The organism is Corynebacterium wankanglinii, from assembly GCF_013601005.1.
Classification (GTDB): Bacteria; Actinomycetota; Actinomycetes; order Mycobacteriales; family Mycobacteriaceae; genus Corynebacterium; species Corynebacterium wankanglinii.
In genome coordinates this window covers 85,039-99,841 of the sequence record NZ_JABFED010000009.1, presented here as the reverse complement: position 1 = coordinate 99,841, position 14,803 = coordinate 85,039, and the positions used below count along the sequence as shown (strand labels likewise).

General features: G+C 64.3%; 13 protein-coding genes, 1 other RNA gene and 2 pseudogenes. 4 read left to right on the top strand and 12 right to left on the bottom strand.

The window, feature by feature from the left end:
* Positions 1-348: 348 nt before the first annotated feature.
* The 5 genes and pseudogenes from HMA55_RS10845 to HMA55_RS10825 all read right to left on the bottom strand — a co-directional run.
* Positions 349-1,104 (bottom strand): iron ABC transporter ATP-binding protein, encoded by a 756-nt coding sequence (locus HMA55_RS10845; protein ID WP_181193054.1) that lies wholly within the window; start codon positions 1,102-1,104, stop codon positions 349-351.
* Positions 1,101-2,102 (bottom strand): iron chelate uptake ABC transporter family permease subunit, encoded by a 1,002-nt coding sequence (locus HMA55_RS10840; RefSeq protein WP_181193053.1) that lies wholly within the window; start codon positions 2,100-2,102, stop codon positions 1,101-1,103. The genes HMA55_RS10845 and HMA55_RS10840 overlap by 4 nt, the downstream gene beginning before the upstream one ends.
* Positions 2,095-3,069, bottom strand: coding sequence for an ABC transporter permease (locus HMA55_RS10835; RefSeq protein WP_181193052.1), 975 nt, complete (start codon positions 3,067-3,069; stop codon positions 2,095-2,097). The genes HMA55_RS10840 and HMA55_RS10835 overlap by 8 nt, the downstream gene beginning before the upstream one ends.
* 32 nt (positions 3,070-3,101) lie before the next feature.
* A complete protein-coding gene (locus HMA55_RS10830; protein ID WP_181193051.1) occupies positions 3,102-4,133 on the bottom strand; it encodes a siderophore ABC transporter substrate-binding protein in 1,032 nt (343 codons plus the stop codon).
* Positions 4,134-4,219: 86 nt separating this feature from the next.
* Positions 4,220-4,432 (bottom strand): annotated as a pseudogene (locus tag HMA55_RS10825) (acetyl-CoA C-acyltransferase); the annotation flags it as partial.
* On the opposite strand from HMA55_RS10825, the pseudogene HMA55_RS10820 reads away from it, so the two are divergent.
* Positions 4,432-4,671 (top strand): annotated as a pseudogene (locus tag HMA55_RS10820) (CoA-transferase); the annotation flags it as partial. The pseudogenes HMA55_RS10825 and HMA55_RS10820 overlap by 1 nt on opposite strands.
* Before the next feature lie 288 nt (positions 4,672-4,959).
* Here the strand turns inward: HMA55_RS10820 and HMA55_RS10815 are convergent.
* A complete protein-coding gene (locus HMA55_RS10815; protein WP_181193049.1) occupies positions 4,960-5,505 on the bottom strand; it encodes an META domain-containing protein in 546 nt (181 codons plus the stop codon).
* A 247-nt stretch (positions 5,506-5,752) separates the two neighbouring features.
* On the opposite strand from HMA55_RS10815, the gene HMA55_RS10810 reads away from it, so the two are divergent.
* Positions 5,753-6,820, top strand: coding sequence for an LLM class flavin-dependent oxidoreductase (locus tag HMA55_RS10810; RefSeq protein WP_181193048.1), 1,068 nt, complete (start codon positions 5,753-5,755; stop codon positions 6,818-6,820).
* A 57-nt stretch (positions 6,821-6,877) separates the two neighbouring features.
* Here the strand turns inward: HMA55_RS10810 and ssrA are convergent.
* The 6 genes from ssrA to prfB all read right to left on the bottom strand — a co-directional run bounded on the left by ssrA (position 6,878) and on the right by prfB (position 11,990).
* Positions 6,878-7,268: a transfer-messenger RNA gene (gene ssrA / locus HMA55_RS10805) on the bottom strand.
* A 96-nt stretch (positions 7,269-7,364) separates the two neighbouring features.
* On the bottom strand, positions 7,365-8,012 hold the full coding sequence (locus tag HMA55_RS10800; protein WP_181193047.1) for an SDR family oxidoreductase: 648 nt from the start codon (positions 8,010-8,012) through the stop codon (positions 7,365-7,367).
* A gap of 27 nt (positions 8,013-8,039) precedes the next feature.
* A complete protein-coding gene (gene smpB / locus HMA55_RS10795; protein ID WP_181193046.1) occupies positions 8,040-8,537 on the bottom strand; it encodes an SsrA-binding protein SmpB in 498 nt (165 codons plus the stop codon).
* Positions 8,538-8,553: 16 nt separating this feature from the next.
* On the bottom strand, positions 8,554-9,456 hold the full coding sequence (gene ftsX, locus HMA55_RS10790) for a permease-like cell division protein FtsX (protein ID WP_181193045.1): 903 nt from the start codon (positions 9,454-9,456) through the stop codon (positions 8,554-8,556).
* A gap of 2 nt (positions 9,457-9,458) precedes the next feature.
* Entirely contained in the window at positions 9,459-10,151 is a 693-nt protein-coding gene (gene ftsE / locus HMA55_RS10785) for a cell division ATP-binding protein FtsE (RefSeq protein WP_181193044.1), read from the bottom strand.
* A 738-nt stretch (positions 10,152-10,889) separates the two neighbouring features.
* On the bottom strand, positions 10,890-11,990 hold the full coding sequence (gene prfB, locus HMA55_RS10780) for a peptide chain release factor 2 (protein ID WP_181193043.1): 1,101 nt from the start codon (positions 11,988-11,990) through the stop codon (positions 10,890-10,892).
* Between the two features lie 175 nt (positions 11,991-12,165).
* Here prfB and thiC point away from each other — a divergent pair, with 175 nt between their 5' ends.
* Both thiC and HMA55_RS10770 read left to right on the top strand, forming a co-directional pair.
* Entirely contained in the window at positions 12,166-13,980 is a 1,815-nt protein-coding gene (gene thiC, locus HMA55_RS10775) for a phosphomethylpyrimidine synthase ThiC (RefSeq protein ID WP_181193042.1), read from the top strand.
* 7 nt (positions 13,981-13,987) lie between these two features.
* Positions 13,988-14,788, top strand: a complete 801-nt coding sequence (locus tag HMA55_RS10770; protein WP_181193041.1) for an inositol monophosphatase family protein — start codon at positions 13,988-13,990, stop codon at positions 14,786-14,788.
* Positions 14,789-14,803: the final 15 nt, after the last annotated feature.

Here is a 14,803-nt window from a genome sequence, read left to right as displayed (position 1 = left end):
GCCACCACCGGCACACACCCAAACACAGGCACACACCAACACAGTGCACAACAAGGCAGGCAAACACACCCACGCAACAAAAGTACATTGGCACACTATCGAGTTCTCAAACAACACCAGCACACCCCACCAACCAGAACACACCGTCCCAGCCAGCAAAGCGACTTCGCTAGAAGCTACACAACCAACCAACCAAAAGTCAAACTCACGTTAAACCCCGGTTAACCAGACGGTAACCCCTATTCACTTAAAACCATTCCCTCCGACCAGCCGAACCGCTCGGAAGCAACGGATGGATATATAACCACGAACCCAAACGCTGCACAAACCAGCAGGTAAATACGGATTTTAGTGATAGGCGGCAATAGGCCCATGCGGGCCATCAATCACTTGCACCGGGGTATTGAAGATTTCGGTGAGCAGATCGTCGCGCATGATCTCCTCCACCGTGCCGAAGGCAAATACCTGCCCGTCCTTGGCGGCGCAGATGTAGTCCGCGTAGCGGGCTGCGAAGTTGATGTCATGCAGCACGATCACGATGGTGCGTCCGAACTCGCGGGCCGCGGAGTGCAGGTGCTGCATCATTTCCACGGAGTGGGAGATGTCCAGGTTGTTCAACGGCTCGTCGAGAAGCACGTAGTCCGTCTCCTGGCAAAGCACCATGGCAACGTATGCGCGCTGACGCTGACCACCGGAAAGCTGGTCCAAGTAGCGGTGCTCGAGGTCGCGCAGCCCGAAGAAGTCGATGTAGCGGGAGATGATTTCCTCATCCGCCCCGGTCAGACGCCCGCCCGAGTACGGGAAACGGCCGAAGCCGACCAGCTGGCGCACGGTCAGGCGGGTGACAAAGTGGTTTTCCTGCCGCAGGATGGAGACCACTTTGGCCAGGTCCTTCGGGTTCGAGGAGGACACGTCCATCTGCCCGATGCGCACGGAGCCGGAATCCAGCGCTAGAAGCCGGCCGATCATGGTCAGAAGTGTTGACTTGCCGGCGCCGTTCGGCCCCACCAAAGCACTGATGCCGCCGGCCGGGATTTGGAGTGAGACCGGCCCGATGGCGGTGTCGTCGCCGTAGGCTTTGCTTACCTCGTTGAGCTCGATCACAGTCTCCCCTTCCGTAGGACAACGATAAGGAACGTCAGACCACCGACCAGCTCAATGATGATGGAGACGACGCCCTGGGCGTAGAAGATGTGGTTCATGGTGAAGTACGCGCCCGCCAGAATGCAGTAGCCGAGCAGCGCTGCCATGGGGAACACGTAACGGTGGTCGTAGGTGTCCGCGAATTGGTACGCAAGCGTGGCCACCAGGAACCCGAGAAAAGTCATCGGCCCGACCAGCGCGGTAGAAACCGCCATCAGAACCGAGACCAGCACCAGCGTGAACACCGCGTGCTTTTTGTGGCTCACGCCCAAGTTCACTGCCACGTCGCGACCGAGGCCCAGCACGTTGAGCCGGCGAGAATTCACGTACATCAATCCGGCTGCCACCAGCACCAACGGTACGGCCAGCGGGTAGTAGGCCGGGTCCGCGTTGTTCACCGAGCCGAACAGTCGGGCGGTGAGCACGTCGAACTCGCTGGGGGTGAGCAGGCGCTGCATAAACGTCGACACGCTGCCCAGTCCCCCGCCGAGCACGATGCCGATGAGCAACATGGCGTGCATGTTCGGGTTGTCGCCGGCGAGCAGCCACGTGTAGAGGATCAGGCTCAGCCCCACCATCAAGACCAGCTGCACCACGAACATCTCCAGCGTGCGGGCGTTATTCAACCCGGCTGCGCCGAGGAAGTACACGGTTGAGGTGTGAATGGCCACGTACAGCGATTCGAAGCCCATGATGGACGGGGTGATGATGCGGTTGTTCGTCACCGTTTGGAACGCCACTGTGGCCGTGGCCTGGCAGATCGCCACCACCGCCATTGCGATGACGGAGTTCATACGGCGCTGCGCGATCAGCCAGTACCCGCGGGTGCCGAAGTCCATGGGGTTTCCCCAAGACAGCAGGCCCGCGGTGAACAGCAGCGCGGCCACCGCAAGGACGGTGGTTACCAGCCAGTAACGCGTTTTGCTTTGCGACGTTTGGAACGCCCCGACCTCACGCATACTGACCCCGCTTGACAATGAGAGCGATAAAGACCGCAGCACCGACCACGCCGAGGATCACAGACACCGGCATCTCGAACGGTGCGATGACGATGCGTCCGAGCAGGTCGCACAGCGTCACAACGCCGATGCCGGCGAGGCAGACCCAGGGCAGGTTGGACCGGAGGTCGTCGCCACGCAGCATGCTCACGATGTTGGGGACGATGAGCCCGAGGAATGGGAGGTTGCCCACGACAACCGTGACCACTCCGGTGGCGACCGCGACGAGGCTGGTGCCCACGAGCACGATGCGGTTGTAGTTCAGGCCGATGTTGGTGGCGATGTCTTCGCCCAAACCGGCGGCGGTGAGGCGGTCGGCGTAGAAGAACACTGCGATGACCACGAGCAGCACGACCCAGAGGATCTCGTACTGGCCGGCGATCACGCTGGTGAACGAGCCGGCGAACCAGACCCCGAGCGACTGCAACAGGTCAGTCTGGAGCGCGATGAAGGTGGACACCGCGCTGACCACCGCACCGAGCATGATGCCCACGATGGGCACCACCAGACTGGAGCGCAACGTCACGCGGCGCAGGAACGCGAAGAACACCATGGTGCCGATGAATGCAGCACCCACAGCGAGCAGCATGCGCGTCATCACGGAGCCGTCCGGGAAGAGTAGAAACGATGCGAGCAGACCCAACCCGGCCCACTCGGTAGTGCCGGTGGTGGTGGGTTCGACGAAGCGGTTTTGCGTGAGCATCTGCATGATCAGCCCGCTCATCGCCATGGCCGCACCGGCGAGCACCAGCGCGATCGTGCGCGGCACGCGGGTGGCGCGGAACATTTCCCAGCCGTCCTCGGTGCCCAGGATGTCGTACTGCCCCACCGCCAAAGAGGCGACTAGTAGGCCTAAAACAAGGACGACACCCGCCCCGAGCTTCCAGTCCAGAAGCTTGGGGCGGGTGGTGGTCGTTGTATCAGTCATCGGAGACAGATTACTTGCCTGCTCAGCGGGTGCTATTTGGCGGCCTCGAACTGCTCGGAGATCTGGTTGAGGATCTCGGTGTAGGTGTAGATGGACTCGTTGGTGTAGGTGTCCGCCGGAGCGACGTAGACGTGGCCGTCCTTAACTGCGGTGACGTTCTTCAGCGGCGCGGAGTCGTTGATCACAGACAGCGCTTCCGGGGAGTCGGTGATGGACTTCACGCCCGCGTCGCGGTCCAGCACGAGCAGCCAGTCCGGGTTGGCGTTGGCGATGGCTTCGACAGAAATGTCGTCACCCTGGTGGTCGTCGGAGGCGTTAGCCACCTCCAGCGCCGGGGTGAAGCCGATCAGGTCGAACAGCGGGCCCCACACTCGGCCCACGCCCGGGGCGACGTAGCCAATCTCGCCGCCAGAGACGTTCAAGGCCATGACCTTCTGCTCCGGGTCGTAGGCGTTGCGGGCGCGCTGGACAGCCTCGGTGAATTCCTGGACTGCCTGCTCAGCCTCGGCCTGCTTGCCAAAGACATCGCCCAGCTCCAGGGTCTGGCGGATGATTTCGCGGTCGATCGGCTCGCCTTCGCGCGGCTCGAAGTCCAGCAACGTGGCGTCGGGGACCAGCTTCTGCAGTTCTTCGTCGAACTTTTCAAAGCGCTGGCCGGAGATGATCACGTCCGGGTCGGCGGCGACGATGGCTTCCAGGTTCGGCTCGCGGTGGTTGCCAATGTTGAGGATGTCCTCATCGTCCGCGATGCCCGGGATGGAATTGGGCACGATGTCCCGCGGCGCAGCGACGGGCTTAATGCCCCAGGAATCCAGCAGCTCGAAAGAGCGGTTGTCCAGGGCGACTACCCGCTTCGGCGGGCTGGGCACGGTCTTCTCGCCGTAGTTGTCGGTAAGGGTCACGGTGCCTTCAGAAGCATCATTGCTTGCCGACGCCCCTTCGGTCGCCGCGGTTTCTGAACCAGCGGCGGTATCCGTGCCGGACTCGGAGGTAGAGCAGGCACCTAGCGCGAGGGTGCCAGCGGCCGCGAGGGCGATCAGAGCGGTACGTGGAAAACGAGTCATGGCCGTCCTTCCATTCAGATGCTTAGGTAAGGGTTACCTGACCCACATTAGGCTACCCAAACTAGACTGCCAAACTCGGCCCGTAACTACGCCCGCTCGATCACCGCAGCAAGGCCTTGGCCGCCACCGATGCACATGGTCACCAGGGCCCGGTGCGCACCGGTCCGACGCATGCGATGCGCTGCGGTGACCACCATCCGCGCACCGGTCGCCCCCACCGGGTGGCCCAGCGAGATGCCCGATCCAAGCGGATTGAGGCGGGGGTCCTCCTCAGAGATCCCCCAGGCATCCAAGACGGCACGGCGCGAAAAAGGTCATCCTGCTTATGGAGCACACCACCAAGAAGGGCGACTCCAAAGTGCTGCCCGAGTGCCGCCTCCCTTTGACGGGGGCGAAGTGCGTGGACCAGATCATCACCAACCTCGCCGTGTTCACCGTGGACGAGAAGCAAGGCCTCACCCTGACCGAGGTCGCCCCCGGTGAGACGATCGAATCTGTACGGGAGGCCACCGAGGCGCCGTTCGAAGTCGCCGTCTAAGGCCCCAGTGCCACTGAAAGCCCCAGGCCGAGTCTGCGACCTGGGGCTTTTCGGTTATCTATCTCGCACCACTCGAGTGCGCTACTGGAAGGTATGGCCGTGCATCTACTGAAACTCGATGCCGTGGCCCTGGCCGGAAGCGAACAGCGTGGACGCGTCGAACTGGAACAGCTGCAGACCGGTTTCCAGCACGGACTTCAGGTCGTCTGCGTCCTTCTGGGTGCCCGGCTGTTCTTCTTCGCCCGAAACCGAGCTTCAAGGGGTTTGAGGCAACGCCAAAACCACAAGCTACTTCACGAGTTCCAGGGCCTTGCCCTGCGCGACGAGTGCGACGGTGGTCTTGTCAATCCGGTACACGGCCGGCTTGGCCTGCAGCATCGCCTTGACCTCGTCGGATTTGTTCATCGTCGTCGGGTCGCACAGGCGCTGGGTGACGGCAAGGTTGCCGACTTTCACGGTGCCACCGTCATCCAGCGTATAGGGCGCACTTCCGGCATTGCAGCCGTCGTAGAAGGACAGCTTTCCGTCCTGGCCGAAGCTCAAGCTGATGGTGCCGTCGCCCTTCGCGTTCAGCGGCCCCGCAAGGGCCGCCTTCGCGTCCGCGCCTGTGAGCGGCTTAGCGCCCGCCGGCAGGTCGCGCAGGAGCACGTAGTTGCCGTCCTTGTTGATGACAGAGCCGCTAAACGCAGACCACCCCATGTGGGTCCAGCCCTCAATGTCGGCGGGACCGCTGGATGACATCTGCGCGTTGGCGGTTCCTGCGCCAATAAAGCCGCCAGCGAGGGCGGCGAGAGCAGTTGCGGCGGACAACGTCTTTACAGTCTTCGAGATCATGCGCGCCAACCTACCTGGCATTGAGCAGCATTAAACGGCCCCTACGAAACTTTTAAACAGCCTGGACGTTCCTGTAACTCAACGGCCAGCGAGCACTAGAACTCAGATTGCTCTCGCGCGGGAGATTAACGCCTTCTGTTTGGAGCCCTGCCCAGAACGTGTCGCCCAACCCGGCACGACCCGTGACAATTTGCGGGTAAAGCATTACCCTATTTGTTGATACGTCACCAACAAGGAGTGTTGAGCAATGAAGGCATTCGGTTTCTTGAGCTTCGGGCACTACGCCTTCGGCGGCCAGCGCGGCCCGTCCGCGGAAAAGATCGCCAAGATCCACCTGGAGATCGCCCAGGCCGCAGACGAGATCGGCGTGAACAACGCGTCTTTCCGCGTCCACCACTTCGTGCCGCAGGCCTCCGCCCCGATGCCGCTGCTGGGTGCTGTCGCCGCCACCACCAAGCACATCGAGGTGGGCACCGGCGTGATCGACATGCGCTACGAAAACCCCCTCTACCTCGCCGAAGAGGCCGCCTCCCTGTACCAACTTTCCGGCGGCCGCGTGGCCCTGGGTGTCTCGCGTGGCGCTCCCGAGGTAGCTGAGCGCGGCTGGGAGGCCTTCGGCTACAGGGGCGAGGCCTCCAATGGTGCGGACGTGGCGCGCGCCCACTTGGAAACCTTCATGGCCGCGGTCGACGGCAACGGCTTCGCCACCGCCGCACCCCTTGACCGCCAGTATCCCAACATGTTCCAGCCCGGCTCCGCTCTGCCGGTCTTCCCCATTGCACCTGAGCTGCGCAAGCACATCTTCTACGGCTCGGGCACCCACGCTTCGGCGGAGCAGACCGCCAAAGACGGGCTCAACCTGATGTCTTCCACCCTGGTTTCCGAGACCACCGCCCAAACCTTGGGAGAAATCCAAGTGGAACAGATCAACCGCTACCGGGCCGCCTGGAAGGAAGCGGGCCACGACTGGACCCCGCGCGTGTCCGTCTCCCGCTCCATCTTCCCCATCGTCGACGGCGCCGATATGCAGATGTTCGGCATGCAGGCCTCGGGCTCCGACCAGGTCGGGGTGCTGCCGGACGTGGGCGCGTCCACCTTCGGCCGTACCTACGCCGCCGAGCCGGACAAGCTCATCGAGCAGCTCAAGGCCGACCCGGCCGTTATGGCCGCTGACACGCTGCTGATCACCATCCCCACCGGCATGGGCGTGGACGTCAACGTGAAGATCCTGGAGAACTTTGCCACCCACGTGGCCCCCGCGCTGGGCTGGAAGCCGCACACTGAGGGCCCGGTCACCGGCTACGCGGCCAACTAGATCCCCGCGCAACAAGAAACCCGCTGACCGGGTCGTGGCCAGCGGGTTTCCTGCATTCGGTGGAGCCGCCGGGAATTGAACCCGGGTCCTTCACCACCGCGCCAGGGCTTCTCCGTGCGCAGTTCGCGCAACGTCTCTGCTTGGCCCTCCGGATCAGGCGAACATGTCCGGATGACGGGCCCAGTCAGTGAAAGGTGTCCCTTCCAAGGCCCCACTGACAGGGCCGGAAGGCAAGTCCCCTAAGTCGACGCCAGGTACCGGGTCGGGGACATCCCGGCCTGACGGACACGCAGGTCGCTGAACCTTTCTAATTAGGCAGCGAGGGCGTAGTCACGCTGAGAGTTCTTCTCTGCGTTTATTAGTTACAGCGACGCTCACGGTGGTCTCCTGCCTGCACCGGCACGCTTCCCCTGGCTGAGTAGATGAAGTCGAAACCAGAATCGACCCCGTCAACTACGAAGAAACGTAGGTGACAGGACGTTACCTCACGCCCGCCTATAACGCAAGCGCTTTACGACGCCCGGTCCCGTCCCCCGCACCCCGGCTACGTCCTCGCGGGACGCACCCGGAGGAATTCCACCACCGCATCCGGCCCAGCGTCCACGGCGAGGCGCGCCGCCTTGGCCACCTCGACTGCATCCATTTTCGGGCGACCGTCATCACCGGAGAGCATGTCTGTGTCGGTGCGACCCGGGTGCAGCGAGGTCACCCGCACCTTTCCGGCCTCCTCTTCCTGCAGGGATTCAGTAAAGCCGCGCAAGGCGAACTTCGAGGCGCAGTATGCGGAATTCTCGGCGATGCCGTGGAAGCCGGCGCCGGAGTTGATGGTGATGATGAGGCCGGAGGAACGTCGCAAAGCAGGCAGCAACGCGCGGGTCAGCGTCACCGGGGCGAAGAGGTTGACCTCCATCATCTCGCGCCACTTGTCGTCTGTGAGCTCTTCCAGCGGGCCGTGATCCATCACGCCGGCGGCGAGCACGAGCACGTCCAGCTCCTCGATTTCGGACGCGGCCTTCAGGATCGCGTCGGTGTCGGTGAGGTCCGCTTCGAACGCTTCCGCGTTCGGAAGCGCGGCCACGATGTCGGAGGCGTCCTTCGACGCGCCGGCGTAGATGTGGTGGTCCTTGCCCAGTTCTTCGGCGATGGCACGGCCGATGCCGCGGGATGCGCCAGTAATCAGTGCCTTCTTCATAGGCAACCACCGTAGCGAAGTATGCGGCTAGGCTTTGATGCCCTTGAGCTTGCGGCCGAGATCGCGGGTAATTTCGCGGTCTTCTGTTCGGCGCTTGATGTCCCGGCGCTTGTCGTAGTCCTGCTTACCCTGCGCCAGGCCGAGCTCAACCTTCGCGCGGCCGTCCTTGAGGTACAGCGACAGCGGGATGAGCGTGCGGTTGCCGTCGCGCACCTTACCCTCCAGCGAGTCGATCTCTCGCCGGTGCAGCAGCAGCTTGCGCGTGCGGCGGGGCGGGTGGTTGGTCCAGTGGCCGCGCGAGTACTCGGGGATGTGCATGTTGCGCAGCCAGACTTCGCCGTTGTCGATGGTGGCAAATGCTTCCACAAGCGACACCTTGCCCTCGCGCAGGGCCTTGATCTCGGTGCCTTGGAGCACCAGCCCGCACTCCCACGTGTCCAAGATGGTGTAGTCGTGGCGAGCCTTCCGGTTGGTGGCAAGCACACCGGTGTTCGAAAGCTTCGTCTTTGTGTTCTTCTTGGACATAAGAGCGATAAGTGTACTACTTACGCACGTAAGAGCGAAGTGCCACCTGCGCCGCAAGGCCTCCGAGCACCATGGCGATGAGCCCCACAAGCGGCATGACGGCCCACACCGTGGAATCGGGCACGCGGGCGATGAGCTGGTTAGCGTACAAATCCCCCAGCAGCGGGTCCACGACAAACTGCTTGCCGGCCCACACGCCGATGGTGGCTAGCACTGCGCCGATGAGCACGGATAGGACCGCCTCCAAAACGAACGGCGCCTGGGTGAACCAGCGCGACGCACCCACCATGCGCATGATGCCGATCTGCTCGCGGCGGTTGTAGGCGGCCAGCTGCACCATGTTGGCAATGAGGAAGACTGCGGCGAGAGCCTGGGCCGCGGCCACGGCGAACGCGACGTTGCGGAAGGTGTTCAGGGTCCCGGCAGCGGAGCGGACCGTGTCGGCTTGGTCGGAGATGACCTCCACCTGGTCCATGTCGCGGATGGCGTCGAGCGGCGCAGTGTCCGTCGGGTCGGCCAGCCTCACGTGGAGGGCCGCCGGCAGCGCGTCCGGGGTGGTCTCGCGCACAAGCTCCGGCTCGGAATCCTGGAACAGCTCCTTGAAGCGCTCGTAGGACTGCTCCCGGGAGCGGAACGTCACTTGATCCACGCGGTCATCCGCTTGGAGCGTGTCGCGCACCTGGCGGCATGCCTCGGAGGAACAATCCGGGTCGTGGGCGGAAATGTCCTCGTTGAGCTCCACCATCACCTCGACGCGGTCGAGGTAGAGGTCCTTCGTCTGCGCGGTGGCCTTCGAGATGAGCACTCCCGCGCCGACCAGCACCAGCGACAGCGCCGTGGTAATGACCAACGCGATAGTCATGGTGAGGTTGCGCCCCAGACCTTTGACACCCTCGCGGCCAATAAATCCCCAGTTCATAGCTACCTCCTCACATCCCCGTACACGCCGTTTTGCTCGTCGCGCACGATTTTGCCCAGTTGCAGTTCAACGACGCGCTTGCGCATCTCGTCCACCGCGCGGGCGTTGTGTGTGGACATGATCACGGTTGTGCCCATGCGGTTGATCCGCGCGAGCAGGGCCATGATTTCGCCGGCGGTGCCCGGGTCGAGGTTGCCCGTAGGCTCGTCGCAAAGCATGAGCTTCGGCTTATCGACGAAAGCTCTCGCAATAGCCACACGCTGCTGCTCACCGCCGGACAGCTCCTGAGGCATGCGCTTGGCCTTCGAAGCCAGCCCGACGAGCTCGAGCGCGTCCGGGACGAGCTTGGCGATCCGGTTTTTGGGCTTGCCGATGACCTCCAGAGCGAACGCGACGTTGTCGTAGACGTTCAGGCGCGGCAGCAGACGGAAATCCTGGAACACGTAGCCGATGGATTGTCGCAGGGTGTTCACCTGCTTGCCGCTGAGCGCGTTGACGTGGAAGTCGTCGAAGTAGATGTCGCCCGAGGAGACGTTTTCCTCGCGGATGAGCAGCTCGAGGAAGGTGGATTTGCCGGAGCCGGACGCGCCGATGAGAAACACGAACTCGCCGTCGGGGATGTCGAGCGTGACGTCGTCGAGCGCCGGGCGCGTGGACGTCGGGTACGCCTTGGTCACATGGTCGAATCGGATCACGCGGCTCACTCTACCTGTTACGGAAGTGGCGATAGTGAATCTTTGGCGCGCGGAGCCTGTCGGTGGCTGCTGTGGTGTCGGCCCGCTCGACCTCGCTGCTGCCCCTTTTGGCCCAGCGCAATGACCGATGTCCCAGCCCACCCGCAACATGCGTCATTACCCCCAGGTCGGCGGAAACGCCCGTGCAACATCTGTGATCGGTGCCCGCAAAAAGTAAGGGCCGGAGCGAAACCGCCCCGGCCACCACCTCGGACCACCGCGACAGCGTGTTGATCAGCTACGCCTGGAACGGCGCGGTGGTGACCACACCGTCGACTTTCAGCTCGCCGAGCGCACGTAGGGCGCGTTCGATGGCCTCGTCGCGGATCTGGATGTCGTCCTGGGGGCAGGCCGCAGCTTCTGCCCGGAGGCGATGCGCAACTGCTCCTGGATCAAGCGTTTTTGTAGCCCACCTCCGTGCACAGGTTGATGGCGGCAGCGCCTACTAGGTGCCCGTGTTCGCCTTTGCCATCTCTGTGGCATTGCTGCAGATCCCGCTCATGGGCGTGATCGATTCGCGTCCGCGGACCATGCTCGTCGCCGCCACCGTGGCGGTCGCGGCTGTGTTCGGCGCGACGCCTAAAAAGCCCCGCCCCAATGACGGATGGCCCACGCCGACTGCAACATCTGTCATTCTCCCCAGGACGGCGGATGGGCGTATGCCAGATCCGTCACCGCCCGGGACAGGAAGACGCTTCCTTACCCCTCCTGCTGCTGCGCCATGCGCCAGCGAATGCCGGCTTCCAAAAACCCGTCGATGTCGCCATCGAGGACCTTCTGCGGGTCGCCCACCTCGTACTCGGTGCGCAGGTCTTTGACCATCTGGTACGGGTGCAGCACATAGGAGCGCATCTGGTTGCCCCAGCTGGCGTTGCCGCCGGCACCGAGCGCGTCCATCTCGGCCTTTTCCTCCTGGCGCTTCTTCTCCAGCAGCTTCGATTGCAACACGTTGAGCGCGGATGCCTTGTTCTGGATCTGGGACTTTTCGTTTTGGCAGGTCACCACGATGCCGGTGGGGATGTGGGTGATGCGCACCGCGGAGTCTGTAGTGTTCACGCTCTGCCCGCCGGGACCGGAGGAACGGTAGACGTCGACCCTGATGTCGGACTCCGGGATGTCGATGTGGTCGGTCTGTTCCACCACCGGCAACACCTCCACCTCGGCGAACGAGGTCTGGCGGCGGCCCTGGTTGTCAAAGGGTGAGATGCGCACGAGCCGGTGCGCGCCCTGCTCCACCGAGAGCTGGCCGTAGAGGTACTCGCCGTGCACCACGAACGTCGCGGATTTGATGCCGGCCTCCTCGGCGTAGGAGATGTCGTAGATGTCCACCTTGTGGCCAGCCTTTTCCGCCCAGCGGGTGTACATGCGCATGAGCATTTCGGCCCAGTCCGCCGCGTCCACGCCGCCGGCGCCGGAGCGGATGTTCACCACGGCCTCGCGCTGGTCGTACTCACCGGAGAGCATGGTCTGCACCTCAAGCGAGTCGATCTGGGCCGCAACGTCGGCCAGCTCTTCGTCGGCCATCCCAGCGTCGCCCTCTTCTTCGGCCAGTTCGTACATGACCGGAAGGTCGTCGATACGCGAGCGAAGCGAGGTGACCTTCTTCAACCGCGCCTGCACGTTGGAGAGCTCCGTGGTGACCTGCTGCGCATGAGCCGGGTCGTCCCACAAGCTGGGGTCCCCGGCCTGCGCCTCAAGCTCTCGGGCGCGCTCGCGGAGCACGTCCAAGTCCATCACCTTCTCAATGGTGGAGAGGGTGGAGCTTAAGTCCTTGATCCGCGCGTGAGTCTCCGGCTGCATAGGGGGGAAGTCTAGCGAACCGCCTGACGCGACAGCCAAGACGGGATAGCATGGCATCCGACCCCACACGGGCGCCCGGGGCACCGGGCTGAGATCGCGCTGATGTGGCACACACGCGCCGCGCGAACACCGTTCGAACCTGTCTGGTTAGCACCAGCGAAGGAAGGAGAAGGTCGTGGCTCACGACATCTATGCACACGAAATCCACCCGAAGCACTCCTACGCCCCGATTGTGCGGGACGGACTGGAGGTGCCGGAGACCGCGATCGAGCTGGACGACTCCCCCACTGGCCCGAACGCACCGTTCAAGATCTACCGCACCCGCGGCCCGTACGCGGAGCCGGAGGTGGGCCTGCCGAATCTTCGCGGCGAGTGGATCCAGGCGCGCGGCGACGTGGAGGAGTACGCGGGCCGCGAGCGCAATCTGCTTGACGACGGCCGTTCCGCCGTCAAACGCGGCCGCGCCAGCGACGAGTGGCGGGGCGAGTCCCGCGCACCGCTTCGCGCGCAGGACGGCAAGCGTGTGACCCAAATGGCCTACGCCCGCCGCGGGGAGATCACCCGCGAGATGGAATACGTGGCGCTGCGCGAGCACTGCTCCCCGGAGAAGGTGCGCGACGAGGTCGCCGCGGGCCGGGCGATTATCCCCAACAACGTGAACCACCCGGAGAGCGAGCCGATGATCATCGGCAACGCGTTTTTGACCAAGATCAACGCCAACATCGGCAACTCCGCGGTGACCTCCTCCATCCGTGAGGAGGTGGACAAGCTGCGCTGGGCCACCCGCTGGGGCGCGGACACGGTGATGGACCTGTCCACCGGCGACGACATCCACGCCACCCGCGAGTGGATCCTGCGCAACTCCCCCGTGCCGATTGGCACCGTGCCCATCTACCAGGCGCTGGAGAAGGTGAACGGCATCGCCGAGGACCTGACGTGGGAGATCTTCCGCGACACCGTGATCGAGCAGTGCGAACAGGGCGTGGACTACATGACCGTCCACGCCGGCGTGCGCCTGCCGTACGTGCCGCTGACCTCCAAGCGCGTCACCGGCATCGTCTCCCGCGGCGGCTCGATTATGGCCGGCTGGTGCCTGGCTCACCACAAGGAGTCTTTCCTCTACGAGAACTTCGACGAACTGTGCGAGATCTTCGCCCAGTACGACGTTGCGTTCTCGCTTGGCGACGGGCTTCGCCCCGGCTCCGTGGCCGACGCCAACGACGCCGCCCAGTTCGCCGAGCTGAAGACCATCGGCGAGCTGTGCAAGCGCGCCTGGGACTACGACGTCCAGGTGATGATCGAGGGCCCGGGCCACGTGCCGCTGAACATGATCCAGGTGAACAACGACAAGGAAGAGGAGTGGTGCGGCGGCGCGCCGTTCTACACGCTCGGCCCCCTGGTCACCGACATCGCGCCGGGCTACGACCACATCACCTCCGCGATCGGCGCCGCCAACATCGCCATGGGCGGCACCGCCATGCTGTGCTACGTCACCCCGAAGGAGCACCTGGGCCTGCCGAACAAGGACGACGTGAAGACCGGCGTGATCACCTACAAGGTGGCCGCCCACGCGGCCGACGTTGCCAAGGGCCACCCCGGCGCGCGCGATTGGGACGACGCGATGAGCAAGGCCCGCTTCGAGTTCCGTTGGCACGACCAATTCGCGCTCTCCCTGGACCCGGAGACCGCGCAGTCCTACCACGACGAGACGCTGCCGGCGGAGCCCGCGAAGACGGCACACTTCTGCTCCATGTGCGGGCCGAAGTTCTGCTCCATGCGCATCAGCCAGGACATCCGCGACGAGTTCGGCGACCAGATCGCGGACCTGGGCATGCCCACCTTCGACTTCGACGCCACGCCGGACCCAGTGACCGGACCGGCGGCGCGCGAGGGCGAGCAGGAGATGGCGCGCGAGTTCCGCGACCTTGGTTCCAACGTCTACTTGGAGGAAAACGAGGACACAGGCGCGGCTTCCCCGTCTAGGCAATAATGGCGGCGTGACGGATACTCAAACGTTCATCAAAGCCCACGCACACGACTCTGACGCCGAGCTGGCCGCCGCGCTGGTAGAACACGCCGGGCAGCTCGCGCTACGGATGCGGGCGCGTGGCGTGGGCACCGACTTCAAGACGTCTGTCTCTGACGTGGTCACCGACGCGGACCGCGCTGCCGAGGCGTTCGTGGCCGACGTGCTCGACGCCTTGCGGCCGGACGACGGGGTGCTCGGCGAGGAGGGCGCATCCCGCGCCTCCGCGACGGGCAGGACGTGGGTGATCGACCCCGTGGACGGCACCTACAACTTCTCGCAGGGTTCGGACTACTTCTGCTCCGCGCTCGCGCTTGTAGACGCCGGCTCCGCCCGCACCCCCGCCATTGGCGCTGTGCACCGCCCCGCCACCGGGACAACCTGGCTGGCGGCGGACGGCACCGCGACACGGGACGGGGTGGAGCTTGGTGGGTTGCCGGAGGCGTCGCTAGGCGGAAGCGCGCTGGTGACGTACCTGCACCCCACCTTCATGGCGGACGACGCAGTGCGTGAGACCTGGCTGAAGGCCGTGCGCCACACAGCGACGATCCGGATGATGGGCGCGGGCTCTGTGGATCTTGCCAACCTCGCATCCGGCCAGATGGGCGCCTGGCTGCAGCACACCGTCCCGGACTGGGATTGGCTGCCGGGGAAAGCGCTCGTGGAGGCCGTGGGCGGACGCGCAGAAAAGGTGGACGCGGGCGGGGTGACGTGGTGCGTGGCCGGTAACCCGCAGACGGTTGCGGAGGTCCTCGCCGCGCTGCGGAGCTAGCCGGGACCGGGCGGG